This window comes from Candidatus Accumulibacter cognatus (genome assembly GCF_000584975.1).
GTDB lineage: Bacteria > Pseudomonadota > Gammaproteobacteria > Burkholderiales > Rhodocyclaceae > Accumulibacter > Accumulibacter cognatus.
The window spans coordinates 20,644-44,004 of the sequence record NZ_JDST02000024.1; the positions used below are offsets into that span (position 1 = coordinate 20,644).

24 protein-coding genes and 1 riboswitch are annotated in these 23,361 nt (G+C 60.9%); of the genes, 3 read left to right on the forward strand and 21 right to left on the reverse strand.

Annotation, left to right across the window (positions count from 1 at the left end; all coding sequences use genetic code 11):
* Positions 1-2: 2 nt before the first annotated feature.
* The 10 genes from AW06_RS05415 to AW06_RS05455 all read right to left on the reverse strand — a co-directional run bounded on the left by AW06_RS05415 (position 3) and on the right by AW06_RS05455 (position 9,910).
* A complete protein-coding gene (locus AW06_RS05415; protein ID WP_034946816.1) occupies positions 3-590 on the reverse strand; it encodes a hypothetical protein in 588 nt (195 codons plus the stop codon).
* On the reverse strand, positions 587-1,699 hold the full coding sequence (locus AW06_RS05420) for a PilW family protein (RefSeq protein ID WP_034946820.1): 1,113 nt from the start codon (positions 1,697-1,699) through the stop codon (positions 587-589). The genes AW06_RS05415 and AW06_RS05420 overlap by 4 nt, the downstream gene beginning before the upstream one ends.
* The gene (locus AW06_RS19950) at positions 1,689-2,201 is read right to left on the reverse strand and encodes a hypothetical protein (RefSeq protein ID WP_138678388.1); all 513 of its coding nucleotides are present in this window, start codon (positions 2,199-2,201) and stop codon (positions 1,689-1,691) included. The genes AW06_RS05420 and AW06_RS19950 overlap by 11 nt, the downstream gene beginning before the upstream one ends.
* Entirely contained in the window at positions 2,198-2,677 is a 480-nt protein-coding gene (locus tag AW06_RS19955; protein WP_138678387.1) for a prepilin-type N-terminal cleavage/methylation domain-containing protein, read from the reverse strand. The genes AW06_RS19950 and AW06_RS19955 overlap by 4 nt, the downstream gene beginning before the upstream one ends.
* Before the next feature lie 3 nt (positions 2,678-2,680).
* On the reverse strand, positions 2,681-3,109 hold the full coding sequence (locus AW06_RS05435) for a type IV pilin protein (protein WP_034946823.1): 429 nt from the start codon (positions 3,107-3,109) through the stop codon (positions 2,681-2,683).
* Between the two features lie 444 nt (positions 3,110-3,553).
* A riboswitch (cyclic di-GMP riboswitch) is annotated at positions 3,554-3,645 on the reverse strand.
* Between the two features lie 88 nt (positions 3,646-3,733).
* Positions 3,734-7,390 carry a patatin-like phospholipase family protein gene (locus AW06_RS19960; RefSeq protein ID WP_273704409.1) on the reverse strand — a complete coding sequence of 1,219 codons (3,657 nt, stop codon included), beginning with the start codon at positions 7,388-7,390 and terminating at the stop codon, positions 3,734-3,736.
* A 186-nt stretch (positions 7,391-7,576) separates the two neighbouring features.
* Entirely contained in the window at positions 7,577-8,413 is an 837-nt protein-coding gene (locus AW06_RS05445; protein ID WP_046536313.1) for a DUF2235 domain-containing protein, read from the reverse strand.
* A 183-nt stretch (positions 8,414-8,596) separates the two neighbouring features.
* The gene (locus AW06_RS05450; RefSeq protein ID WP_337958749.1) at positions 8,597-9,187 is read right to left on the reverse strand and encodes a phosphate-starvation-inducible PsiE family protein; all 591 of its coding nucleotides are present in this window, start codon (positions 9,185-9,187) and stop codon (positions 8,597-8,599) included.
* A 60-nt stretch (positions 9,188-9,247) separates the two neighbouring features.
* The gene (locus tag AW06_RS21460) at positions 9,248-9,403 is read right to left on the reverse strand and encodes a hypothetical protein (protein ID WP_337958750.1); all 156 of its coding nucleotides are present in this window, start codon (positions 9,401-9,403) and stop codon (positions 9,248-9,250) included.
* Positions 9,404-9,430: 27 nt separating this feature from the next.
* Positions 9,431-9,910 carry a DUF456 domain-containing protein gene (locus tag AW06_RS05455; RefSeq protein WP_034946826.1) on the reverse strand — a complete coding sequence of 160 codons (480 nt, stop codon included), beginning with the start codon at positions 9,908-9,910 and terminating at the stop codon, positions 9,431-9,433.
* Between the two features lie 355 nt (positions 9,911-10,265).
* On the opposite strand from AW06_RS05455, the gene AW06_RS05460 reads away from it, so the two are divergent.
* Both AW06_RS05460 and AW06_RS05465 read left to right on the forward strand, forming a co-directional pair.
* Positions 10,266-10,730 carry a cache domain-containing protein gene (locus AW06_RS05460; RefSeq protein WP_034946829.1) on the forward strand — a complete coding sequence of 155 codons (465 nt, stop codon included), beginning with the start codon at positions 10,266-10,268 and terminating at the stop codon, positions 10,728-10,730.
* Between the two features lie 64 nt (positions 10,731-10,794).
* Positions 10,795-12,432 (forward strand): methyl-accepting chemotaxis protein, encoded by a 1,638-nt coding sequence (locus AW06_RS05465; protein WP_046536956.1) that lies wholly within the window; start codon positions 10,795-10,797, stop codon positions 12,430-12,432.
* Positions 12,433-12,492: 60 nt separating this feature from the next.
* On the opposite strand, the gene AW06_RS05470 is transcribed toward AW06_RS05465, so the two are convergent.
* From AW06_RS05470 to AW06_RS05485, 4 genes are all read right to left on the reverse strand, one after another.
* Entirely contained in the window at positions 12,493-13,383 is an 891-nt protein-coding gene (locus AW06_RS05470) for a DMT family transporter (protein WP_034946835.1), read from the reverse strand.
* Positions 13,384-13,535: 152 nt separating this feature from the next.
* Complete coding sequence (locus AW06_RS05475) at positions 13,536-14,183, reverse strand: YkgJ family cysteine cluster protein (protein WP_273704410.1); 648 nt, start codon at positions 14,181-14,183, stop codon at positions 13,536-13,538.
* 316 nt (positions 14,184-14,499) lie between these two features.
* Positions 14,500-15,318, reverse strand: a complete 819-nt coding sequence (locus tag AW06_RS05480) for a DUF2145 domain-containing protein (protein ID WP_046536955.1) — start codon at positions 15,316-15,318, stop codon at positions 14,500-14,502.
* The gene (locus tag AW06_RS05485) at positions 15,315-15,734 is read right to left on the reverse strand and encodes a hypothetical protein (protein ID WP_273704411.1); all 420 of its coding nucleotides are present in this window, start codon (positions 15,732-15,734) and stop codon (positions 15,315-15,317) included. The genes AW06_RS05480 and AW06_RS05485 overlap by 4 nt, the downstream gene beginning before the upstream one ends.
* Positions 15,735-15,767: 33 nt before the next feature.
* Between AW06_RS05485 and AW06_RS05490 the strand changes: the two genes are divergently transcribed.
* Positions 15,768-15,998, forward strand: a complete 231-nt coding sequence (locus AW06_RS05490) for a hypothetical protein (protein ID WP_034946840.1) — start codon at positions 15,768-15,770, stop codon at positions 15,996-15,998.
* A 243-nt stretch (positions 15,999-16,241) separates the two neighbouring features.
* Here the strand turns inward: AW06_RS05490 and AW06_RS05495 are convergent, their stop codons facing one another.
* From AW06_RS05495 to AW06_RS05525, 7 genes are all read right to left on the reverse strand, one after another.
* Positions 16,242-17,384 (reverse strand): glycosyltransferase family 4 protein, encoded by a 1,143-nt coding sequence (locus AW06_RS05495; RefSeq protein ID WP_273704412.1) that lies wholly within the window; start codon positions 17,382-17,384, stop codon positions 16,242-16,244.
* 21 nt (positions 17,385-17,405) lie between these two features.
* Positions 17,406-18,539 carry a radical SAM protein gene (locus AW06_RS05500; RefSeq protein WP_034946842.1) on the reverse strand — a complete coding sequence of 378 codons (1,134 nt, stop codon included), beginning with the start codon at positions 18,537-18,539 and terminating at the stop codon, positions 17,406-17,408.
* Positions 18,540-18,862: 323 nt separating this feature from the next.
* Entirely contained in the window at positions 18,863-19,519 is a 657-nt protein-coding gene (locus tag AW06_RS05505; protein ID WP_034946843.1) for a hypothetical protein, read from the reverse strand.
* Between the two features lie 25 nt (positions 19,520-19,544).
* The gene (locus AW06_RS05510; RefSeq protein ID WP_034946845.1) at positions 19,545-20,330 is read right to left on the reverse strand and encodes an SDR family oxidoreductase; all 786 of its coding nucleotides are present in this window, start codon (positions 20,328-20,330) and stop codon (positions 19,545-19,547) included.
* Positions 20,321-20,986, reverse strand: coding sequence for an iron-containing redox enzyme family protein (locus AW06_RS05515; RefSeq protein WP_034946849.1), 666 nt, complete (start codon positions 20,984-20,986; stop codon positions 20,321-20,323). The genes AW06_RS05510 and AW06_RS05515 overlap by 10 nt, the downstream gene beginning before the upstream one ends.
* Positions 20,973-22,469, reverse strand: coding sequence for an AMP-binding protein (locus AW06_RS05520; protein ID WP_034946852.1), 1,497 nt, complete (start codon positions 22,467-22,469; stop codon positions 20,973-20,975). The genes AW06_RS05515 and AW06_RS05520 overlap by 14 nt, the downstream gene beginning before the upstream one ends.
* Entirely contained in the window at positions 22,466-23,068 is a 603-nt protein-coding gene (locus AW06_RS05525; RefSeq protein ID WP_034946855.1) for a thermostable hemolysin, read from the reverse strand. The genes AW06_RS05520 and AW06_RS05525 overlap by 4 nt, the downstream gene beginning before the upstream one ends.
* Positions 23,069-23,361: the final 293 nt, after the last annotated feature.

Genomic DNA, 23,361 nt, shown 5'->3' on the forward strand with positions numbered 1-23,361 from the left:
TCCTAATACATGATCACCTGGATATAGCTGACCGTATTTCGCGGCCCCCGGACCCGTGACGTTATCCGGTAATAGGGTTGAATCGAGGCGAGCAGTGAGCTGCCATCGCCTCCCTTCGAACTGTTGGCTCCGGGGGTGGTCACCGTCGCGCATTTCTGGAGAATGGCGTTCGGGGCCAGACCGGCCGTCTCGCACAAACGATGAATGACGTATCGGACTTCATTTCCCAAACCGTCATCGGCGGTGAGCAATTTCGAATTCGCCCAGTCATAGGTGATGGGCGAAAAGTCGGTTCCCCATGACGAGTAATATCCGGCGGCCGTGTCGTCGGCCTTGAGAATCTCGGAGGTACGCAGAGGGTCGGTCAGCCAGGCAATCGCATTTTCCACGCCGACATCCGCCACCGAAGTCGCCGTCTGCTTGAAAGCCAGATTGCCGGCAATCCCAAGACCGGTCCCGGTCCCGCGCATCATGGTCAGACCGGCCATGGTCATGGCGACCAGCATGATCAGTGCAATCAGAACCACCATGCCTTGCTGACGGCCAGGCAAACCAGCACGGATGGCAATCGGTCTTGCCAGCGTGCTCATGGCGATATGCCCCAGACCATGTTGCGTAGGGAAATCACCCCACCATAGACCCGGTAGCGATAATTTCGCCAGTCGTTGTCGTTGTCGGGGTTATCGTCAGCCGTACCGTCCACATTTTTCATGGTGAAGGGAATGGCGGCATTGCTGCTGTCCAGCCAGGACAAAACAGGCGCCGTGGCAGTGACATAAACGGGGCCGGCGCGTGAAGGCTCATACTGCTGGCTGCGTGTCAGGATAGACACGCGTACCGCCAGCAGACGTGTCCAGTCGGCCGGATCGGCATCCTGCCAAGTATCGACCTTGTAGTCGCCATCGCTGTCGATGCCATACTGTGCCTGCAGATCAATCACCCCATCGGCGACCGAGATGGTGGTATTGCGATACAAGCCATCGGTCAGCACCAGGGTCCCATTGGACACCTGCCAGGTGTTGAGCTGGGGCCCCTGGCCCATGTTGAACAGGAGGCCAGAACTGAAGGCTGCTCCTGGACCGGGTTTGAAGCGTAACAGCCCGTTGTGGTCGATGGTCAGCAAGTCGGCATTGGTATCGCTGGAAACTTCGATCAACGCACAATTCGACGCACCGTCAGAAACGACGATCACGTCCCCTACCTTGAAACCATTTCGCGACTCGGTTTTCTTGCTGGTGCTGGTGGAGGCCTTGAAGGGTTGCTCGGCGGTGAAGAAGGCAGAATTTCCATAAAACACCTGTAAGCCGTCGGGCGCACCACTTGCCCCCTGAATGATCCTGACGGGCACCAATGGGAACGTGAATGCAGCCCGTGCCGTCGTCGTGGCCGTTTCATTAACGACTGTGGAAACGTTACAACCCATCACCGGACTCTTGGCCATGCCAAAGCCCATGCCCCCCTGCTTGACATCGCGCTCCAGGCGGAAAAACCCCACCGCCCCGGCAATCTGTGCATCGCTCCCGGCCGCGGTCGTCCGCTTCGTTTTGTCCCACGTCGACAGGACATGGAACATGGCGATGATGCCAATCAATCCGATCGCCACGCCGACCAGTACCTCGGTCAGGGTGAAGCCCCTGCCAAAACGCATCGGCGCAATCTCTTGCGCCAGAATGCGTCGCAGCGGGGAGTCAGTTGACATAGCTCACCAGGGTGTAGTGGCGCACCTTGTTATCCGAAGGTGTCTGCCAGCAAATCGTGATGCTGACCTGGTTATTGTTCGCAGGAACCACCTTGATTTGCTGTCTTCCCGCGGTGGAGCCGGGCAGCGGGGAAGGCTTGTCGGTAGGCATCAAGGTGGCGACCCAGTCAACAACCGCCGGCATGGTCGAAGCCGACCCGGTGAAAACGCAGTTGTCCCCATTGCTGAAGTGCTGGTAGTTGTTGAGGGAGCTTGCGCTCACCACGGACATGACTACTCCGTTGATGGTTTCCTGGGTCCGGTCGACTCCGGTCCAGATCTGGCTCAAGATTCGCTCGGCCAGATTCATCGCCTCGGTGCGATACTGTGCATCGGCCTGCACGTTGACTGCCGTGGCTCCCAGCGCCACCATCGACAGGATACCCAGAGAAAAGATCAGGATGCCGATCAGCGCCTCCAGCAACACGCTGCCGGCTTGAGAACGTTCAAGAGTCTTCATCATGGACATGCCCTCGTATCACCCGCTGCTTTTTGAGCTGCGGTCAGGCCGGGGTCGCACAGGCGAGCCCCGCCACCCGTGGTTATAAAAACATTCAGGCAGCGTATCGGGCCACCATCCGCATGGCAGGCCCCGGCAGCCGGGTTGGTGAAGGTGTACACCGCGGTAGACGCCAGGGTGGTTCCACCGAACGGAGTGAACACGAGATCATGCCCACCGCTACTGTCGTTCACGCTGCTGGCGATCACGATCGAAGCTGGCGTCTCGGCGGGAAGGAACGGCGCGGAATTGCTGTTCAGGCGAATGGCTTCGCTGCGGGCCCTCTGCAGATCGGCAAGGACCGTTTCCGCAGCCGTCCGCAGACGGACATTTCCCATATAGGTACTGAGAGCCGGCACGCCAAACGCCAGGAGAACGCTCAGGATGGTAATGACCACCAGAACTTCTACCATGGTGAATCCACGCGAACGGCCCAACATCGCTCAACACCCCCCGGCTTTATTCAGCGCAAAGCAGGTATTCGGACTCGGGAGAGTCCAGCCACTCGGCAAGGCAACCGTGCTTTTGCCAGCCGCTGTAATCCGGTATTGGAAGCCCGCCATGCTGCTCTTCCCGGTGGCATCCACCTGATAAGCCGCTGCGCCGAGACCGGAGCACGTAAACGTGAAATTGCTGGTATTGGCCGGCAAGGGTGCCACCGTGCCGGCCACACAGGCCCCAACATAGGTTCGCTCATCGAGGAAATGCTGTTGCATCCTGACCTCCATACTGGCGAGCGCACCAACCGCCTCGGTAATGCGCCCCTTGGTCAGATAATCGATGTAATTTGGAACGGCAATCGCCGCAAGAATGCTGATCATCACGATGACGACCATCACCTCGATCAGGGTGAATCCGGAATTCGCTTTCATATTGTTGGCCAGAGCTGCTTAAATGGTAAGCATGAGGGCAAGCTGCCGAAGGGTATGCTTGAATCAACGGCACGCAAGCCGCCCAACTTGAGGGTGGAAACCTTGCAAATTGTGGCGTGGATGGCGGCGAGCCCACCGACTTCACCCAGTCGCCCCAGCAACCGGGCCACGTGTGTCCGCACTTCAACAGGCTGCTGGAAACAATCAGGACCGGCAATCGAGCGATTGCCACAGAGGGAGCTGCTTACCTTGTCGAATCGAAATGCCATCGCTGGTTTTCCTTGTCGCTAGCGCAAAAAAGACGCACGGTGTAGCCGCAAAAACTGCGGGCTGGCACAAGGTCAACCGTTGGGCAGGGATGAAACTAGTTGGAGATCCGACGGGCTGGTGGTGAATCGACTGCGACCAAGACTGGGGAATTTGTCCGGAAGCTGTCTCCGTTAGCCTGGCGGCCCCGCCATCCTGGGAAACATGCTGTTTCCGTTAGATCGGTGACTTTGCGTCCCCGCCTTTCGACGGGTTTGCCTTTTTCAGTGAGACTATGGGACTTAGCATACACTTCAAATTTCAATAATTCAAGCCTGTTTCTGATTTCGGTGGAATGCCGCTCCAGCTGGCCAGCAGCTACGAGCGCAGTTTGCCAAGCGCCTCGCGCAACGGTTTGATTCCTGGGTGGTGCCGGAGTGGGCGGAACTCGTCGGCGATCAGCCCTTGAGCGATGTGCTGTCCAAGCTTGCGATAGCTTTCGAACTGCGATTCGTCGAACCACTGATCGAGCGTCGACACGTGCGGAAAATCCTGGTGCTGGGATTTGTACTGCAACAGGTCGACCGATTCATCGTCAGTCAGCGACGGCTTGATGTAATACAGCAGGCCTTCGGCGGCCGGGCGCTCCTCGGTCTCCGGGTAGTGGATCAGACCGATCGCAGAGTGACAGGCTGACACGCTGCTGGCATCGGGAATGATGCTGCGAGGGTCGATGTCGATCTCGACTCCGAAGTCTGTTCGACACTTGCGGACCGCGTTGCCGAGATCCTCGAAGGTATAGTCGCCGTCCTGAGAGGCGTCGGAGGCGATGATTACCCGACAGCGCCGCCGGACGAGTTCATAGAGTCCGAGGTTCTCGAAATGGCCACCGTCGCTGAGGTAGACCAGATCCTTGCGGTCGGAGGACAGACCAAGCAACTCGAGAAGCAGCATTCGGCCGCTAAAGCTTCGGGAGTCTTTGCACCAGCATATCGGCTTGCGCGGATTCGGCAGCCACCAGCCCAGCCGGGCGTTGAAGACGGTCATCAGGAAAGCGGTGGCGGCATTGGTATGGTAGCCCCAGTTGGGGCTCGCCGCCGCGCCGGAAATCGTAATGGCCATCGCCAGTGGCAGACGTTCTTTCCTGCCGACAGCCTTGACGGCGAAATCGTCGGTCTTCTGGAAAGCGTCGATGCCGCGTTCGCCGAACGCCAGTCGGTAGCCACAGTGGAGTGGGCTGAAAAGGAACGATGCCGCCTTGCGTTCCTGCCAGCCCAGGCGGTCGGTGGCCCCTGCGACCGGATCGTGAGTGATGTTGAGTGCACAGTTGATCAGCGGATAAGGCCGCACCCCGGCCAAGTCACAGAGCAATGGCGAATCCTTGTCGGTCATGCCGGTGTACAGGTTGGGCCGGCGTTTGCTGTTGGATGCCCCGAGGTAGCAGCGCGCGAGCCGGTTGCGATAAAAGAAATGCAGCGAGAAGATGTTGATGTCCAGCCGCCAGGCAAGCATGATGACCACCCAGAAAAGCAGCGCGAATACGGTGAACCATTGCCCGGCGGTGATGGCGCGCGCCCTGTGCAGAGAAAGATTGGCGTAATCTGCAAAGGGCGTCACTAGCCAGCAGTCGATGGTCGCTGAAGGACTCTCGACCTGGGCTGCCGTTTCGCGGTCGACGATCCGATAGGCCAGGTTCCAGCCGCTGCTCTTTTCCGGGCATACTTCGCCAGTCTGCGGCGAGGCACTTGGCGTTGCCTGGTCGGCCACTGCCGTGACGGCCGCCACCGGCGCACCGAGCTTCTTGACAGCCCAATGAACGCCGAGCGCGACCAGCCCGAGCAGGCCAACGATGAATGCGTAAGGCGCCGCTCGCGCCAGCCATTCGCGCCAGTTCGGCTTGCGTTCGGTGCCGCTGCACTGGGCGCTGGTCGCCGACAAGGCCCCCATCGCAGTGGTCGCCAGCCAGGCAATGCCCCCGGCCGTCATCAAGTAATCCCACGACAGGTGCCATAGGAAGGGCGTGCCGAAAGTGATGCCGCTGGCCGCCAACCAGACAACTGTCGTATGCAGCAGACGGCCGTTGCAGCGTGCCCACCACTCGCGATACATCTCGCCGCCAAGCTGATGAAAAACCGCGAGCAGCAAGGAGCCCGCCGAGAAGGCCGCCAACAACGTCACCGGCGGCGCCAGCACGATGAACAGCAGCAGGTGCGCGGACTCGGTCAGGCCAAGCGCCTTGCTGAACGCCGGCCAGATGAGCAGGAGCAGGAAGGGCAGGGTCACCCACAGCAGGCAGAAGAGCGAAGCCACGACGAGACTGGCCCCCACCCGGCCTGATAGGCATCGGTCGGCCGATCGACTTTCGGAATACGCGGCGAGAAAGGTCAGCAGGAGAATCAGCGCCCACGGACCCAGACCCGACACCAGGGAGAGCACGGGCCCCGTCGATCCCGTGTCCGGCAGGGCAGCGATCAGGAACCAGGCAAGGAATAGAACCAGGGCCAGGGCGCTGACCAGCAGTAACTGGTTGACCAGGGTGTTGCGCAACCAGGTGGCCAGGGCGGTCAGCGTGTCGGCGCTGAACAGCCCCGCACGGGGTGTCAGGTAATTGCTGAAGCGCCTGAGCCAGGTCACCTCGCGCGGTTCTCCAGCGTCGTTGAACTTCTCGGCCCCTTGCCGTTGGGTGCCACCCAGGCGTGCAGCAACGGTCTCGACCGCGTCGACCGCGGTCAGATCGGGGGTGTCGCCGGTGCTCTGGCCGGTACGGTAGAGCCAGGCGGTCAGCCATGCCCCAATGTAGCCACCGCCGGAGACCGTCGACAGATAATCGATGCGCGGTAGAACACCGCCACCGGCCAGTGCCTGCAGCACACCGAGGTTGAAGGTCGCGCTGCGGATGCCGCCACCGGACAAGGCCAGACCGACACACTGCGGTTCGGGGGAGGTTGGTCGAGTGCTTTCTGGCGGCGACGGCGACTGGTCGGCAAAATCTTCCCGGGGGCTTGGCGGCTGCACTGCCGCGCCTTCGGTGTCCTTTTCCTGCGCGGCCAGGGGGCCACTGGGTAGCCGCTGGAGGGCCTGCCACTCGGCCCAGATCACCTGGCGCGATGGCACGGCCTGCAGCTTCTCGGCGGTGAACGAGCGATTATTTTCGAGCAGGGCGATGTATTTGGCGATGTCGTGATCGGCGATCAGAGAGAAGTGCTTGACGTCCTTGCTGTCCCCAACTTGACTGAGGGCATCCTCGCATTTCTGGAGGGCCGCCTTGATCCTTGGGCCGACCAGGTCGGCGGCGCGATCGCGTTCCTCAAGCACCCCCCTGTGATCGAAGTAGAAGCGGCGGCCGACGTGGCGAAAACCCGTGCTCGCCAGCGGCACGCGCGGGACGACATCATCGCGATTGACGAAGCGGAAGGTCTTCAGACCAAGCGCGTCTTCGTAGGCTGCGGCGAATTGCCAGTCGCCGACCCGCGGCTGACCGTAAGTGTAGACGCCACGGACCGTGAGCCCACTTTCGGGCCGCCCCTCTCCGGTAGACAAATCGCCGAGCACGCAACGCGCCGCTGCCAGCACCGCCAGCGCGCCACCCAGACTGTGGCCGGTGATCCAGAGATCACGCACCGCATGTGCTTTGAGCCGCGCGCGGATGCGCGTCCATACGGCATCGAGTGCATCCCGGAATCCCCGGTGTACGAAGCCACCCGGACCATCGCTGCGGCTGGTGCTGAAGTTGACCAGCCAGTCGTTCAACTGTTGTTCGGAACCCCGGAAGACCAGTAGCCCGGTTCCATCCGCTGCGACGACGAAGGCCTGCGTGCCGATCCTGTCGTCAGTAACGAAGTCCGTCTGCGGGTCGAAAACCCACGCTTTGTCTGCCTGCTCGGTCAGGCCACTGGCAAACTCCGGTGCCGCCTGGTAAGCCTGCGCACTCAGCCTGGCAAGATCCAGCGCCACGTCGAACGAGTAGCCGTCGGTACCGGCCGAGAAGTGCTCCGGACTGATCCTGCTGGTGTTGCGATCAGCGCTGCCGTTCATCGGGTTCTCCTGAATCTGTCGCCAGGCGGAACACCGCCTCCGGCTTTTCCGCCACCCACACCAGTACACGGAAGAACACCAGAGGCTCTTGACCTTTACCGGCCGCCGCCGGCGGGTTTGCCGACGTGGCCCAAACCAAACGTCACGCCGGCGCGTCAGTCATCCACATTGCCCGGCAGTCGCCGTTCAAACTGTTTCGATCGGATTGCCGGGTGGGGGATTGTTGTGCACCAGGCGGCCGGCATCGGGCCGCGCCGACACCGTGTGATGGATGAGGTCGGTAGCTTTTATCCTGCGCGCCGGATCAAGCTGCGGATCGAAATTTTTCGAGATCGGCGCGGTCGCATCGCACCGCGATGCATAGCTGGCCAGCTTCTGTACGTCGAAGGACAGCCCCGCGGCTTCTGCCTGCCGGATCATCCAGCACAGCGAGATATGCGACAGACCGACGCTCTGGCCGCCGCCGACGTCGGAGTGCACTCCTCGAAACCAGACCTCCCTGAGGGTTTCGAGCGGCGGTACGCTCCCGTCAGCACGTTTGATCCGGGTCGGCCGAAAGTTCTCCCGGCGTTCGTCTAGTGCCAGTGCATGACAGCATTTCTCGACGTTATCCGGCAGGGTCAGGTGCCAGCCGATGTTGATCGGATTGCCGGGAATGCCGAACGAGGCGACCAGATCCCAGATCCCCAGGAAGCGGATGCGAACCTCCGGAAAGTTCTCCTTGACCTCGTTGGCGAAGTGGACCGCCAGCGCCGAACCCCGACTGAATCCGACGATGTCGATCGTCCGGTCACCCTCGGCAAAGTTCCTTTCAAGCGCCTCGATCGCCTCGCGAATTCGCAGTCTGCCGCCGGCTCCAGTGACACCGCCCAACACCTTGCCGATGAATCCGAGGCGAGTGCCGACCCCCTCGAGGTAGTAGATGTGGCCCTGGTAGGCATCGCGAAAGCGGACGACATTGCTGTCCCTGGCTTCGTCCTCCTCGTCTTCGTTCCAGGTGCCATCAAACGCATAGAGTGCCATTGCTCGATCTCCCATCTGAAGGACTGACTTCGGACCCGGCCTTGCCGACCGGCTGCTTGCGCGCAAGTTTCGTCCATTAAATTAGGGGAGTCAACGTAGATCAGCGAATTTCCCAGATAACACAGGGAACACATGCGCGTCAGCTTTTCACCTGCCCGGGCTTCTGTTGCCGTAGCGCTGCGCTCACGGCGCGCGCGCGGGCAGATGATTCTGCTGCTGCGTCCTGCTCAGCCAGTAACCCAGCGCGAGCGCGATGGCGAGTGCGGCCGTCGCGTAGACGTATTCCGGGCTGATCTCCTTGTAATCGAGGATGATGATCTTGCGCAGGACGGCCATATAGGCTGTCGCCAGAACGATGTCGAGTTGCAGCCCGCCTTCGTCCAGGTAACTGATGATGTTGACGAAGACCTCGATGGCGATCAGCACGGCCATGAAGGCGCCGAAGGTGGCGAGGATGTCGCTGATTTCGAGCAGGTAATAGGGGTGCGTGCTGACTCGCGAGTACAGCACATAAACGACATCGGCGACACCCCACCAGATCACCAGCACCATCAGTACCGCCAGGATGCGGGCAGCATGGCGGATGCTGGCCTGCAGGCGGCGAACGAGCGGATCGTCGGAGACGCGATGGATTGACGATTCAGTAGCATTTTCGTGGTCGTTCATGGCTTCCTTTTCCTGGCGTTCGAGAAGAGTCGGTGACGCGACGTGTCGGTATCGATGATTGGCAGCGCCGCCCCCACAATGCACCACCAGCACCTGCAGCGCGAACATGGCGGCGAGCGCCTGCCAGAGCTTGCCGTTGGCAAAGCAGGAGACGTTGAAGGCGCTGCCTTATTCTGCACGCGCGTTGAAGACGTTGAAGAACTGAAACAGGAGAAAGGCAGTAAAGGCGAGCGTCAGCGCGTACTGCGGGTCGTGCGCAGCAAGCCCGTGGCGAAACATGGACAGGGTCCCGACCAGTATGCCAGGGGCGAATTCGGAGTTCATGATGGCCTCTCACGAGGGGAGCCGGTTTCATGCGAACCATGCGAAGATGAAGACGGCCAGCATCGTTACGGCGGTCGCCAGCTTGGCGACCATGGCGACGAGAAAACCGATGCCGGCGGCAATGCCTGCGCGCGTCGCAGTGCCGTGGTCACGGCGCGCGAGGTACTCGCCGCAGACGGCGCCGACGATCGGGCCGAGAATCAGCCCCGGCGGCCCGGCAAAAATGCCGAGAATGGCACCGACGCCGGCACCGGCGATTGCCAGACCGCTGGCGCCGGCCCGCTTGACGCCCCAAACCGACGCGAGAGTCTCGAACAGCCAGGCGGCAATACCCAGCACGGCCAGTATCGCCAGCGTCGGCACACCGACGCGCACGAAGTTGTCAAGCCAAGCGGCCAGCAGCATGCCGGCAAAGAGCAGCGGCACACCGGGCAACAGCGGCAGAAAGACGCCGAGCAGGCCAAGCAGCATGGCGGCAATGGCAACGAACCAGAGCACTTCGGTCATCGCATGACGCCCGAGCCGCTCGCGCCTTGCCGGCCGTTGCACAAGTTCGTCATCATGGACTGTCGTCGGCGCCGACGGTGCGCTCTTCCTTGCACCGCAAGGGAATGACCGCAGTGGTTGTGGTCGAAGCGACGATGACCACCCACATCCATTCCATACTCATGGTCTTCAAGTTGATTGAAGCAGACTACCACGCCATCAAAGCAGCTATTTGCGTGTTAACAAAATATCTAGGCAGTTATTGTATAGTTATTCGGCACGCCCCGGCATGCGATGAAACTTAGCCATAATTACCAGCGGTTGGCAGGCCAAGCAACAGCAGGTGATTATCTTCATGACAAATAGGAGAACAAGAATGTACTATCTGAGAAAGATGGCCCTGTTTCTGATTTCTCAACTGTTGTTCATGGGTCTTGCCTTCGCGCAGACACATGGTACGGCGGCGGAAGCCAAGGCACTTGCGGAAAAGGCGGTTGCTTATGTGAAATCGGCGGGTGCCGATAAAGCGTTTGAGGAGTTTTCGAATCGGGATCCGAAATGGGTGGACAAGGATCTCTATGTCTTCGCCGTAAAAACCGATGGAATCGTGTTAGCCCATGGTGGCAACAAGGCGCTGGTCGGAAAGAGTCTGATCGATATGAAGGACGCCAACGGAAAATTGTTCATCAAGGAAATGTCTGATCTGGCGAAGGCCAAGGGTAACGGCTGGGTCGACTACCTATTCACCAATCCGCAGACGAAAAAGACCGAACCCAAATCCAGCTTCGTCATCGCGATCCCAGGATCCGACGGCTTTCTCGGCGTCGGAATCTACAAATAGCAGACTGGTCTGAAATCTTGAATCGCAGACCCATACTGCGATTCAAGCGATAGCGGAGGTCGACATGCGGTTTCTGGATCGATTGAGTATTGGCGCCAAGCTGTTGCTGGCACCGATGACCATATTGACCTTGCTGTTGCTGCTGGCAGCCAGTTCCTACTACGCACTGACGCTGCAGCAAAGTGCCTTGCGCAATATCTTCCAAGTACGCTTCCAAAATTTCAAGCTGGCATCCGAGAGCGCCACCAAATCCCAAGAAACCTTCGCCGACAGCTACCAGCTCCTTTCTGCAGCAGCGGCAAACTTTCCCGCTGATCGCCTGAAGGAGATGAGCAGGGCTCAGGAAATCGCACTGAGTGAGATGGGCATTCAGATCGGGGAAATCGGCAAGACTGGTTCGCTCACGGCGGAAGAGAAGGAAATTATCGACAAGCTGACCAAGCAACTGGGGATCTATCGCAAGGCATCAATGGATCTCGTCGACGTTTCGCTGACCGATTACAGCATGGGCGCAACCATGATCTCGGTGGTAGAGAAAGAGTTTGTCGCGCTCACCACCCAGATGACGGCACTTCTCGCTCTGGAACAGCGCTTGAGTAATGAGGCCTACGAACAAGCCCGAGCGACCTCGGAGTGGGTGATCAAACTGCTGATCGGCTTGCTGGTGTTGTCGATCGTGCTTGCCCTCTGGGTCAGCTTCATCGTACGGGCACGGATCGTTGCCACAGTCGGGCAGATCAAGTCCGCAGCGACCAATCTCCAGGGTGGAGACTTGACGCACCGGGTACAGGCCGCTGGCCGTGACGAAATCGCCCAGACCGCACAGGCCTTCAACGAACTGATCGACAGTTTTCAAAAGGCAGTGCGCCAGGTACTCGGCGAGGCGGATGCCGTGTCAAACGCATCGCAGAAACTCTCGGCCAGTTCGCACACCGTGGCCAACGGTTCGACACGTCAGGCAGACGCAGCATCGGCAGTTGCCGCGACCATGGAACAGATGGCGGTCAGTGTGTCCTCGATTGCTGACAACGCGCAGAATGTCAAGGAGACCTCGCGCCAGAGCCTCGACAACACGCAGGCCGGCAACGCATCGCTGAACCGTCTGCAGCAGGAAGTCGAGAACGTCCGCCAGGCATTCGTCGCCATCAATTCCTCCGTCGGGGAGTTTGTCCAAAGCACGCGTTCGATCGCCAACCTGACCCAGCAGGTCAAGGAGCTGGCGGATCAGACCAACCTACTCGCCCTCAATGCAGCCATAGAAGCGGCGCGCGCAGGCGAACAGGGAAGAGGCTTCGCCGTGGTCGCGGACGAGGTAAGGAAACTCGCCGAGCGTTCTGCGGCGGCAGCCAACAGTATTGATGGTGTCACCAGAACCCTGGAGCAGCAGGCGGTCGTGGTGGAAGGTTCACTGAGTGAAGGGACCAGTTCGCTGAGCCACAGTGACTCTCACTTGCAAGAACTTGAACGCCTCATCGATGCTGCACACCAATCGGTTTCCGATGCCAGTCGTGGAATTGACGAAATCGCCAATGCCGTACACGAACAAAGCGCCGCTAGTGCCGACATTGCGCGAAACCTCGACGAAATCGTTCGGATGGTGGAGGAAAACAACGCAGCACTCCAACAGGCATCGACAACGACCGAGGAACTCGAAATCCATGCCAGCAATCTTCAGAAGGCAGTGGGAATTTTCCATGCCTGATGGCTGGTCGAACGGGTCTCTCGCCCGGAGGAAGAGCAACCGCTTGCCGTGATTTTGTCGTTACGACGATCCACTGGTGTCTCGATACGATCGGCGCAGCACCCCGGTGGCCAGCGCGGTACCCAGGACGACGACGACGCCACCGGAGAGCATGCTGGCGTCAAGTCTTTCGCCGAGGAAAGCGCTGCCCCAGAGAACCCCGAAGAGCGGGATCAGAAAGGTCACGGTCACGGCACGCGAAGCGCCGACGTTGGCAATCAGGCGAAAGAACAGCAGGAAGGCAAGCGCCGTACAGCCGAGGCCAAGGACTATCGCCGCCGCCCACGCCATGCCGCCGGGTGGCACGCTCGGCCAGAAACAGAGCGCGAAAGGCAGCAGGATGATGGCAGCGACGAGTTGCGATCCAGCCGCACTGACTAGCGCAGGAACACCACCGAGCAACTGCCGGGTCAGATTGGCGGCCAAGCCATAGGAAAGCGTTGCCAGCAACATCGCGACGATTGCCCAGCCGCTGCCGCCAGGCTTGAAATCGGCCTGGCCGGCGGCGAGCAGTAGGACGCCCGCGAAACCGACTGCCAGGCCGGTCTTGCGCCAGGCACCGAGTTGCTCACGGAACCAGAGGGCACCAATCAACGCGGTGAAGATCGGCACCGTGGCATTGAGAATCGAGGCCAGACCTGCAGTGATCGACAACATCGCCCAGGCTATCAGCACGAACGGTAGTGCCGATCCAAACAGGCCCATCACCGCGATGCCTGGTGCGTGCTCGCGCAGCACCCTGCCCTGCTGACGCAGCATCAGCAGAGGCACCAGAAACACCGCAGCAATCGCAACGCGCAGCCAGATCAGCGCTAGCGGCCCAAAAGCCGGCGCAGCGTAACGCATGAAGAGAAAGGAGCCTCCCCAAAGCGCTGCCAGCAGAATCAGATCGCCGAGATCACGCAGTCGCATTGGCTCGCAAGTCCCCGGACAACAACCAGCAACGCCAGAGCGAGATCGATCAGCCGCATGCGTTCAAGCCGAAAACCGGTCGACCGCCACGATTCAAGGATGCTCGTGTGTCGGGGGTGCCTGGAGAAGTCGTGGCCGTTAATGTGATTTTTCTAGAGCAAGGACTGCCCATTGTACCAGCGTTCCTCGGCGCCCGGCTCGGCAAGCGCCGTCAGGACGGCTGCTACCAGTTCATGCGGCGAAGCTGGCAAGTTGAGCTCGCGGTAGGCCTCTGCGGTGCCAAGCATCAGCGCCTCCGAGTGTAGGAGAAGGTAGAGGTTTTGAGGCAACTCAAGGGCAAGCATCTGACACTTTCGAACCGAGAGGGAGTGAGCCTTCCGACAAGTTGCCGGCCTGACTTCATAGATCGTACAGAGTTTGTTCTCAAGAAATGGACAGTCTTGCCTCTCCTGGCCCTGCACAGCACCGGCCTGTGCAAGGTGTGAGCGCAGCCTGTCGACAAGCGCAGAGAACTGCACGGGAGGAAGTACGCCGAGCATTTGCGATATGCGAAAGATTTCAGGCTCGGTCGCTTCAACGCGAACACGGCAGCAATAGGCACACCCTGCCCTGCACTCCGGTGTTGGCCCGGCCTTTGCAGCTCGCATGGCAACCATATCCACACCCCGATGCAGGTTGGCCACAAAGGCAATTGCGTGGGACGAGTTCGGAAGCTGACGAAGAGCGCGGACAGCCACGTCGCGAACTCGCTGAACAGACTCGAGAAGCGCATTTTTCTCTTCCTCGGTCAGCATGCCCATGGCACGTCGTGTGAGGTCTGTCATCGGGAGGCGGTGTTGTAAAAGCATGCGCACAGTATCACGGAGTCACGCCGAAGCATGCTCGAACCCTGGGATCACGTCTGTCCTTTTTTCGCCGCATCTGTTCGGCGAGGCTTAAATGCGGCGGCGAGTGTCCGCGCCAGAACATCTGGATCACGATCCTGAAGAACCGGCTAGCTGTCGGCATGGCCAGCAACTTTCTCGAAAAACGCGGGCACCCCTGGATGCGGTGTGCAGGTTTCTTGGAGCAGATCGGTCGGTGACCCGATTTGTACCGTTGCAGGCGGCTTTCACATTAACGGTCGTCAAGTGCGACTATCCGGCGCTGGCTGTCGTGCGGATATCGCCGCCGCAGGAACTCGAAAACCGATTCGACACTGACAACATAAATTCGGTCACTCCAGCGGTACTCACCGGGATGGTCGTCGAAAGCGATATTGGCCTTGAACATGCGGCCACCGAGGCGGGTCATGGGGGTCAGTTGCAGCAAAGTCGGCTGATAACCCTCCTGCTGCAGCCATCCCTGCGCTTCCGCACGCGTCACAACGTCGCCTTCGGGCGCCATGGCACCGGCCAGGGTTTCCAGACACCATTGGTTCGAGTTCTGATAGACCGTGTTGAACGGATACGCGACCGCGCTGTAGCGCTCCTCGTGAAAGCGTCGGAGCTGCACCGGCGAGGCGAGCACCTTCTCCAGACGCGCTTGCAACTCCGATGGCAAGAGCAGGATGGCGGCTTCGTAGGCAAACACGTCGTCCGCAAAGAAGTTGCCCATTCCCTGCACGTAAAGCCCGGCCTTGGCAGTGCCGCAATGGTTGAGACTATGCACGACAGACCACCGGCCCTCGGCATGGTCGCGCACGGCAAAAGCGAAATGCGAATAACGCAGCTTGTACCTGGAGAGATCCTGTCCGACCCGCGCGACCAGTGCGACGCGCACACCGGTACCATCGAGCAGGGCGACCACCTTCTGCGCCAAAGCAAGCCCCTGCGATATCGTGCCGGCAGCGGCAGCATTTTCCGCGCAGGCCGTGCCCGCGTGTCCGTGCAGCGCCCACGCCAGAAGCACGATGCCGGCGACAAGTCGCAGCGTTGCGGCCGGCAGCACGGTCATTTCAGCGCTTTGCTGTGAAGCAGAGCGTCGCTGCCCCTGGCAGGAATGTACGCGATCTGTTGTCCTTCGATCTGCAGCATGTGCCCATTGGGATCAGCCACCAATGCGGCCTTCTGCCCGGGCTTGATTCCCTTGCCTTCGATCGCCTGATCGGGGACACGAACCGTACACGCCTTCTGCGTACTCCGTTGTCGCACCTCGACATCGGTCATCCCGTTGCCGGCTGGTTTGACACTGGCAACTGCCGCGTCCATGAGAGACTGCATCGCCATGAGCGGCAGGGCGGAAGCCATGACGACCACCGAACCGGTCACCAGCACGCTCACCTCCGACGCCTCCGAAATGCCACGCGCGTGAACAGGCCCAACCGTGCCGAAGATGAGACTCATGCAGCAGCAAGAAAGAAACGATTTCATTCTCCACACCTCCGATGAAAGACCCATGGTCCCATGACCATGATCCTGGCAACTTGCAGAAAATCGAACCGCCACCACCAGTTTTGCGGACAGACTATACTGGCCAAGGCACTGGAAGCAAGCACCACCTGGCCATGCAGGCTTGTCGAGCAATCGGACAAGGAATATCAGGAATCCGAAGGTCATCTCCTGTCGACATCGATCGAGGGAAGACGCGTCAACGATAATGCACTTCGTACGCCGCCCAGTGCAAGGCTCGATTGATACCGAAGAACTTACCGCACTGTATATATGCGACCGGGGTTGTCCAGGGCGCTCCGATCGCCCCGGTGAATCTTCGCCTCCTTCGGCCACGGCGTGTTTCGCGAGGAGTGCAGACGGCTCGTCGGGCCTTTTGCGCAGCGCTTCCGGACGCGGAGCATCGGCCTGCTTGAGCGGCTTCTGCCAGGGGCAGACTCCTGCGGGCCAGGGATCTGCCCACGATGCGAATTGACCGCTTCAGGCCGTCTACACGCTCGATCCGGCATACTCGCATTCGTATGCCCGCTGATACTCGGTGATCATATGCTCGGCTCCGAATTCCGACTCGGCAACACGCCGCCCTTCGGCACCGAAGGTCTGCTGGCGTCCCTCGTCATCGAGCAACTGGTCGAGGGCATTGGCCAGGGCATCGGCATCTCCAGGCGGCACAAGGAGTCCGGTCTTGCCATGCGCTACGAGTGTATCGACCGCACCCACCCGAGTCGCAACGACTGGGAGGCCTGTAGCCATCGCTTCCATGATCGACGTGGGCCGCCCTTCCGAGAGGCTCGGAAGGACGAAGAGGTTCATCGCGCGCAGCCGATCTCGTACGTTGTGGACTTCACCCACGAAGGTGACGCAATCCGTGATCTCGAGGAGGAACGAGAGACGCTCAAGCGTCGCACGGTACGGGCCGTCACCGATAATCACGACGCGCAAGCCGCTTCGCCCTTTGCCGCGCAGCCGAGCCACGGCTTGCAGAAGGTATTCGTGCCCCTTGCGCTGGCTCAGCCGTGCCACGCATCCGATGACGCAGTCGGCCGTCCTCCTCCAATCGGGTACTTCGCGAGGGCGAAAGAATTGCGTATCGACACCACTATGGATGACGCGAAAGCGGTCGCGAGAGATGCCCGATGCGGCGGCGAAAGCGTCCGCCGTTGCTGATGACACCGCGAGCAACGTCGATGTCGAACGTGCAATCCATCGGTACACGAAGACCCGGATGGGTGCGATCGCACCGTTCCAGTCCAGCCCGTGGATGCTGAAAACGAGTCTGCCCGGCGCACCGGCGAGCTTCCATGCGAACCAAGCGTAGATCCAGGCAGTACAATTACGAACGTGCACGACATCGGGATGAAACGCCCGAATCCGTTCTGCCAAATCCCGCATGGCGGCGAGTTTCGAACGACGATTGTCGGCCTCGCATGACCAGACCGGTATCGTCTGCAGCAGCTCGCTGCCCAGGGCGCCCATGTATTCCAGGCATGCGACGCCCTGCCTGTGGCCACGCGCATGGAGACCCAAGGCAATCGTGTGCACGCCTTTTTCCACGCCGCCGACACCCATGCCGAGAATGATGTGCAGGATACTCGGCTGGACGAGTCCTGCGGAACCGCTGCTGTTCCTCATATCGGCAGCATGCCCGGGATACTATGTCGCCCGATAGCGCGCCAGACTCGGTGCATGCCGCATGATCCGGTCGCCGGCTTCGCAGTGGCAGTTCGGGCAGTCGAGCGCAAATGCCTTGCGTGCCGCATCGAAGTGCGCGGGGGTGAAGAGCAGGTCACGCAGACGATGTTCGTGGAGATTGCCGAGATTGAAGGTCACGTAGCACAGTTGCACCGTGCCATCTGGTCCGATCCAAATGAGTTCGGCGGCCGTACAGGGCACGCGCATGCCCGGCCCCAACAGCAGCCAGTCCGGCATCGATCGGATCATCTCGGGTGTTGAGCCGATGATGTCGGGGTGTACGGCCTTCAGGCGGAGCAGCTCCTCGATCACTTCATCGATGCGGGGGCGATCTTCCGGCCGGAAGTAGAGTTCCTGCTCCTGACCCTTCGTAAAATAGGGAAGGGAATAGTGGATCAGATCCACCTGAAAACGCGCGCCGTACTTCTGTGAGAACGCGAAAGCCTCGTGCAAGGTTTCCAGGTTGCACGTGTCCCGTCGGAATAGCCAGTTCAACTGCATCGAAATCTTGCCGTTGTACTTGTGGTGCACCGCGGCCAATCCTCGTTCGAAACGGGCGAAGTGTCCCGGACGCTGGACATAGCTGTCCATCTCCGCACCTGTCCCGTAGAACCCGACCGAAATGTCGCGCAGCCCTGCTTCGTAAAGGTCGTCGATCTTGTGTTCCAGCAACGAAGCGTTGGTTGTGACGAAGGGCGTGATCTTGAGTTTGCGGCAGTGCGCAACGATCGCAGGCAGATCGGGGTGCAGAAGGGGTTCACCTCCGTAAAGGCGAACACGGTGAATGCCGGCGTCCCGCGCATCGTCGAGCACCTCCCTGATCATGTCGAACGAGAGTTGCTCTCCGACCATGAAGTCGCGTTCATAGCAGCAGCCGAGGCAGCGCCAGTTGCAGTGACCCGTCAATGCCAGAAAGAGCCGTGCGGGGCGAGGTCTGATGATCGACGGAAAGACGCCGCCGAGCATGTGACGCTGCTGCTCGACCCAATTCTCGGCCTGGACGAGCGCCCGACGAACCTCGGGTTTGTCGTCCGTCAGCCGGCCGACGGCCTTGCGTGCCTTGTTTTTGAGTCTGTTGATAGTTTCGGTGATCATGGTCATCTCCTCAGTCCCTACCAAGCCCCAGAGACGGCTGCAGTTGACTTGACTCGACTCGAAGAGCTCGCTTATCCAGTGTAGCACCGCATCAAGAGCGCCGGAGCGAGATTCTGCGATCTGTCCATGATGTCCGGGGAACAAGCATCGGCTTCACTCACTCGGACCGATGCCCGTGCATTTGCTATGGTGATCAAGCCAGAATGTCGTCGAGCAAGAAGCCATTCGCCGTCGCGCACCCGGTCGACCGTGTGCTCTGCGAGCATTGCACAGACGGATGCATCTCTGGGCAGAGAGTCGTTTTCGACCGGTAGAACCGGCACTTACCGGCCTTCCTTCCTGAGCTTGGCCAGCAGGGCCTGGATTTCCTGGCGGCGACCACTGTCGGCCAGTTCACGACCGGGACGGGGCGGCGCTTTGAGCGCCTTTTCGAGATGCGTGAGCGCCTCGACGGTCTTGCCGCGCTCGGCAAGATACTCACCGTAAAAGAAGTTCGGGTCAATGCCGTCCGGGTTGATCGCCAGCGCCTTCTTGAAATACTCCTCGGCGCGTTCCTTGTCACCGAAGCCAACCGGCCAACCCGGCACCTTGGCGTACAGCGTCGCCAGACTTGTGTACGCCGAACCGTTGAGCGCCTTGTCATTCAGCTTGAGGGCTTCGTCCAGACGCTGGCGCGCTTCCTTGGCCAGCGACAGCGCGCCGAGGCCGCCCTTGGCGCCCGCCTCGCTGGATAGAACGATGCCCTCCCAGATCAGCGGCTCGGACATCTTCGGGTTGCCATCGACGACCTTTCTTGCCTGGACGGCCAGCGCACGATAGCTGTCGGCCTGCTGCTTCTCCGGCTGACGATACTTGATTTCCGCCCATTGCTCCTGAATCGGGCGGATCAGATCTTCCGGCGTCGACGCCAGCGCCAGGTTCGTGCAAACGAGGAAGAACGGCAGCGCGAGGAGCCGGCGAGCCTGACAACACATGTTCATTGGGTGAATCCTTTTACTGGAAGAATCAAGAGGAGGAGCCATGCTGTTTGATGATCGCCAGCTTGCCGGCCAGTCCACGATCGATGAGCGATGGCGCGACGCCGTTGAGCCAGGCGAACAGTCGTTCGGGAAAGCCGAAATGATGCTCGCCGTGACCGCGGCGCAGGGCACGGACGACTTGCCGGGCGACTTCTTCGGCGCTGTCGCTGTGGTTCTTCAGCGCACGGTTCAGCGCCTTGACGGCATCGCTGTTGAGTGGCGTGTCGATGGCGCGGGGCGCAAGATGGATGACCGCCACCAGCGAATCGGCCAGTTCCCGACGCAAAGCCTGGGAAAACCCGCGCAGCCCGGCCTTGGCCGCCGAGTAGGCGGCGAAACCGGGAAATGGCAGGCTACCGAAGGTCGACCCGATGTTGACGATCGCCGCTTGCGGCTGCGCCTTGAGCCACGGCAGCAGTGCCTGGGTGAGATGGATCGGCGCCTCGAGATTGGTCGCCAGAACCTGCTCGATGGTCGCCCAATCCTGATGCTCGAAGAGGCCAAAAGCGCCGATACCGGCGTTGTTGATCAACACGTTGATGTCGAACTCGCGTGCCGCACCGGCAAGCGCCGCAATGCCGTCCGGCCGGCCGAGGTCAGCGCAGATGCTGGCCGCACCTGGCCCCAGCGATGCGACCAGGGAACCAAGGCGACCGCTGTCGCGCCCGGCAAGCAGCAGCGCGGCACCGGCGTCGGTCAACTGCTGGGCGAGTTCCTGGCCGAGTCCGCCGCTGGCGCCCGTCAACAGAATGCGTGCATTTTCTAGTTGCATGACCGTTCCCCGACGCTTGACAGGGCTCGGAATACGTCCCCGTAGAGTTTGTAGAAGACCCGCGCACTGTGCACGACATCGTCCTGATCGGCGGGTGTCATCCTTTCGAGCAGCGCCGCCAGATGACGGGTGTGCTCCTGGTCCAGAGTGCCGTGAGAACGCAGATAGGTGAAAGCGGCATTGGGCAGCGCCAGCGCCTGCTGAATGCGGTCGGCTGCCTGCAAGGCCAGAGCCACGCTGGTCCCCTCAAGAACGAAGACCATCCCGAAGAACGCCGCTGGATTGCCACGACTGAGCAGGTCGTAGGCGTAAGCGATCATCACCTCGGCCGGAAGATCGGGCCGACTCATGCGCACGGCGGCGGCGTCACCACCGGCGGCAGTGATGTCGCTGAGGATCCATTCCTCGTGGCCAATTTCCTCGTCGATGTACTCGGCAACCGCTCGCCGCAGCCAGGACAAACGTTCGGGCAGGCGCCCACCGAGGGTCATCAGCAGGGGCGTCGTATGCCGGACGTGGTGATAGGCCTGTCCGAGGAAGGCAAGGTAGCTCTCCAGACGCACGCGGCCCTGCAGGCAATCGGCGATCACCGGCGCGGCCAGAAAATGCGCACGCTCCGCAGCCGTGGCGTCGATCAATTGTTCATGAAACGACATCGGCTGCTTCCCTCTCGCGATACAGCGCCGCCAACTCGGCAGCGTGGTGACTCAAAATTGCACTACGAATCGGACGGCCGTTACCGGTGGCCAGGCCATTGGTGGTGCTGAACGGCGCGGCGGCAAGCCAGCGCCCGATACGCGTGTAGTCCGGCAGCGCATTGTTGGCCCGCTGTACCGCAGCCTCAAGACTGGCGCGGTCGACCCCGGGCGATGCGACGAGCACGGCACTGAGCCAGGGTTTGCCGTCACCGGTGACGACCGCTTGCGCGATGGCCGGCTGCGCCAGCAGGATCGATTCGACCCACTCGGGCGCGATGTTGCGGCCCCAGGAAGTAATCAGGACATTCTTGCGCCGCCCCGACAAATGGAGATGGCCGTCAGCGCCGAAGCGACCCAGGTCTCCCGTGGCAAACTCTCGCACGGGCGCGATGATCCCGGCCTGCCCGGTTGAGCGATCACCGACATAGCCGAGAAAACCACGCCCCTCGACCCGAATTTCGCCATCGTCGATACGCACGGCGAGATGATCGAGCGGGCGTCCGACATTGATGCCGTCATCACCCGGGCGATTGAGGCTGACCACCGAGCCACACTCGGTCAGCCCGTAGCCCTCGTAAACCGGCAGACCCCATTCACGTGCCTGAAAAAGGAGATCCGGGGAGACCCGGGCACCACCGACGGCGACGTAGCTGAGTCCCGATGGCGCACGTTGTTGCGTGGTCGCCAGGAATATAGTCCAGGCCTTGAGCAACTCGGGAACAAGGATCAGACTGTCCGCAGCCGCTGCACAAACTGCACGCTGCAGCGCCGCCGGAGTGAACGCGGCCATACCGTGCCAGCCCAGGGAGGACAGATCGGGTAAACAGATCCGGGCGGCGCGCAGCAGTGGCGCGTAGATGCCCGCGCAGTTCTCGAGCAGCAAGGACAAGGGCAGGACTGCCAGATGAGTGCAAATCGGCAGATCAGCCAGTCGATTCACAAGCGCTCGGGCGGTAGCCATCAGGCCGGCAGCGCTCAGACAGACGCCTCTCGGTGCCCCCGTGCTACCCGAAGTGAAGGAAATCTTGGCGGTGCCGGCGGGCAGGAATACTGCCGACAACGATCGCTGCATCCAGGTTAGCCCGTTCCATTCGCCGCTGCTGACAAAACCGAGATCCAGTTCGGCAATACGTGCAGGCTGGTCGGTCAACAGCGTATCGGCTGCACTCTGCTCCAGGGCGTGCGCCAGTTGCGGCTGGCTGAAGAAACCGGGTAGCGGCAGATGAACGGCGCCGGCACGCAAGGCAGCGAGGTCGGCGATCGCCCACGCTGGCCCATTGTCGGCGAGGACGGCGAGGACGCGCGTGCCCGCCAGCCGCCCGGCCAGATCCTCGATCTCCAACCGCAACTCGGCAGCGCACCAGGTTTTTGTGACCCCCTGCAGGACGACCTCGTCGGGCGCCCGTTCGGCCAGAGCGGCAAACAGGATTCCGGCGCTCATGTGTGCTGGCCGATCCGCTCGATCGCCATGCGGATTCGCCCGGCGACAACGATCGGCTGCGAGTCGTAATAGTGGCCCCAGGCGCCGGCAGCATCACCGAGACGGGCAGGGTCGGCCGGGGCCAATGCCAGCAAGGGAAGGCCCAGGCGGGTAAAGATGCCGATCAGCTCACGCGTGGCGGTGAACACGACCCACTCGTAACCCAATCGGTCGAGGTGAGTTGCGAGGGCCAGAACCACCTGTATGGTGCCGCCGGCCTTTTCGGCAGCGAGATGGCCCACTTCGACGATGCGCTCACGACCAACTCGCTGGTCGGCCAGTTGCGCCATTGCCTCTTCAACAGGCTGGTCAAGGTAGCGCTCGAGAAACAACACTTCGCTACGAGCGGCGCGCCAGCCGGTGGCGGCCACGATCCGTTGCTGCTCCTCGATGAGCAGCAGATTGGGGGCAAACGACGATACCTGGGCGCCGTGGTGGCGCGCGAAGTTCATTCTGATGAAAGCTTCGGTTTCTCCGCGCCGCGGCGAATCGACGACACTGTGAGTGACGGTGAGCGGGCAGGAACGGTTTTGAAATATGTCGCGTTTTGCGGTCTGCATGGCAGATCCCCGGTAAGGAAGCGCGGCAGTTTATGAGCCGTTGCTTAACTTCCCCTTAATGGCCGCAGCAATTTGAGACACCACCGACTTTGAAAGTAGTGAAGGCCAAGACAGGATTAGCCTTGCCGGTCATGCTCGCGATGGCGCTTCGGTACATCCTGCGGTGCATGCTCACCAAATGTGCTCACTGGTCCAGACTCCCCGACCAGTCAGTGCTTGGCGCCACCAGGCAACTCCCGAGGAAGTGCTCTCAATTGGACGACAGAAATATGCCTAAGCCGGCGAAGCCGGAA

Coding starts and splice junctions, on each gene's coding strand:
- AW06_RS05465 (WP_046536956.1), top strand. CDS start 10,795: ATGCGGTTTCTGGATCGATTGAGTATTGGCGCCAAGCTGTTGCTGGCA.
- AW06_RS05460 (WP_034946829.1), top strand. CDS start 10,266: ATGTACTATCTGAGAAAGATGGCCCTGTTTCTGATTTCTCAACTGTTG.
- AW06_RS05420 (WP_034946820.1), bottom strand. CDS start 1,699: ATGTCAACTGACTCCCCGCTGCGACGCATTCTGGCGCAAGAGATTGCG.
- AW06_RS05445 (WP_046536313.1), bottom strand. CDS start 8,413: ATGGCACTCTATGCGTTTGATGGCACCTGGAACGAAGACGAGGAGGAC.
- AW06_RS05415 (WP_034946816.1), bottom strand. CDS start 590: ATGAGCACGCTGGCAAGACCGATTGCCATCCGTGCTGGTTTGCCTGGC.
- AW06_RS05520 (WP_034946852.1), bottom strand. CDS start 22,469: ATGAGCGCCGGAATCCTGTTTGCCGCTCTGGCCGAACGGGCGCCCGAC.
- AW06_RS19950 (WP_138678388.1), bottom strand. CDS start 2,201: ATGATGAAGACTCTTGAACGTTCTCAAGCCGGCAGCGTGTTGCTGGAG.
- AW06_RS19960 (WP_273704409.1), bottom strand. CDS start 7,390: ATGAACGGCAGCGCTGATCGCAACACCAGCAGGATCAGTCCGGAGCAC.
- AW06_RS05500 (WP_034946842.1), bottom strand. CDS start 18,539: ATGATCACCGAAACTATCAACAGACTCAAAAACAAGGCACGCAAGGCC.
- AW06_RS05435 (WP_034946823.1), bottom strand. CDS start 3,109: ATGAAAGCGAATTCCGGATTCACCCTGATCGAGGTGATGGTCGTCATC.
- AW06_RS05485 (WP_273704411.1), bottom strand. CDS start 15,734: ATGAAATCGTTTCTTTCTTGCTGCTGCATGAGTCTCATCTTCGGCACG.
- AW06_RS05455 (WP_034946826.1), bottom strand. CDS start 9,910: ATGACCGAAGTGCTCTGGTTCGTTGCCATTGCCGCCATGCTGCTTGGC.
- AW06_RS05505 (WP_034946843.1), bottom strand. CDS start 19,519: ATGAACATGTGTTGTCAGGCTCGCCGGCTCCTCGCGCTGCCGTTCTTC.
- AW06_RS05490 (WP_034946840.1), top strand. CDS start 15,768: ATGACCATGATCCTGGCAACTTGCAGAAAATCGAACCGCCACCACCAG.
- AW06_RS05510 (WP_034946845.1), bottom strand. CDS start 20,330: ATGCAACTAGAAAATGCACGCATTCTGTTGACGGGCGCCAGCGGCGGA.
- AW06_RS05525 (WP_034946855.1), bottom strand. CDS start 23,068: ATGCAGACCGCAAAACGCGACATATTTCAAAACCGTTCCTGCCCGCTC.
- AW06_RS05475 (WP_273704410.1), bottom strand. CDS start 14,183: ATGGGCATGCTGACCGAGGAAGAGAAAAATGCGCTTCTCGAGTCTGTT.
- AW06_RS05495 (WP_273704412.1), bottom strand. CDS start 17,384: ATGAGGAACAGCAGCGGTTCCGCAGGACTCGTCCAGCCGAGTATCCTG.
- AW06_RS05515 (WP_034946849.1), bottom strand. CDS start 20,986: ATGTCGTTTCATGAACAATTGATCGACGCCACGGCTGCGGAGCGTGCG.
- AW06_RS05480 (WP_046536955.1), bottom strand. CDS start 15,318: ATGACCGTGCTGCCGGCCGCAACGCTGCGACTTGTCGCCGGCATCGTG.
- AW06_RS05470 (WP_034946835.1), bottom strand. CDS start 13,383: ATGCGACTGCGTGATCTCGGCGATCTGATTCTGCTGGCAGCGCTTTGG.
- AW06_RS21460 (WP_337958750.1), bottom strand. CDS start 9,403: ATGAACTCCGAATTCGCCCCTGGCATACTGGTCGGGACCCTGTCCATG.
- AW06_RS05450 (WP_337958749.1), bottom strand. CDS start 9,187: ATGTTCGCGCTGCAGGTGCTGGTGGTGCATTGTGGGGGCGGCGCTGCC.
- AW06_RS19955 (WP_138678387.1), bottom strand. CDS start 2,677: ATGTTGGGCCGTTCGCGTGGATTCACCATGGTAGAAGTTCTGGTGGTC.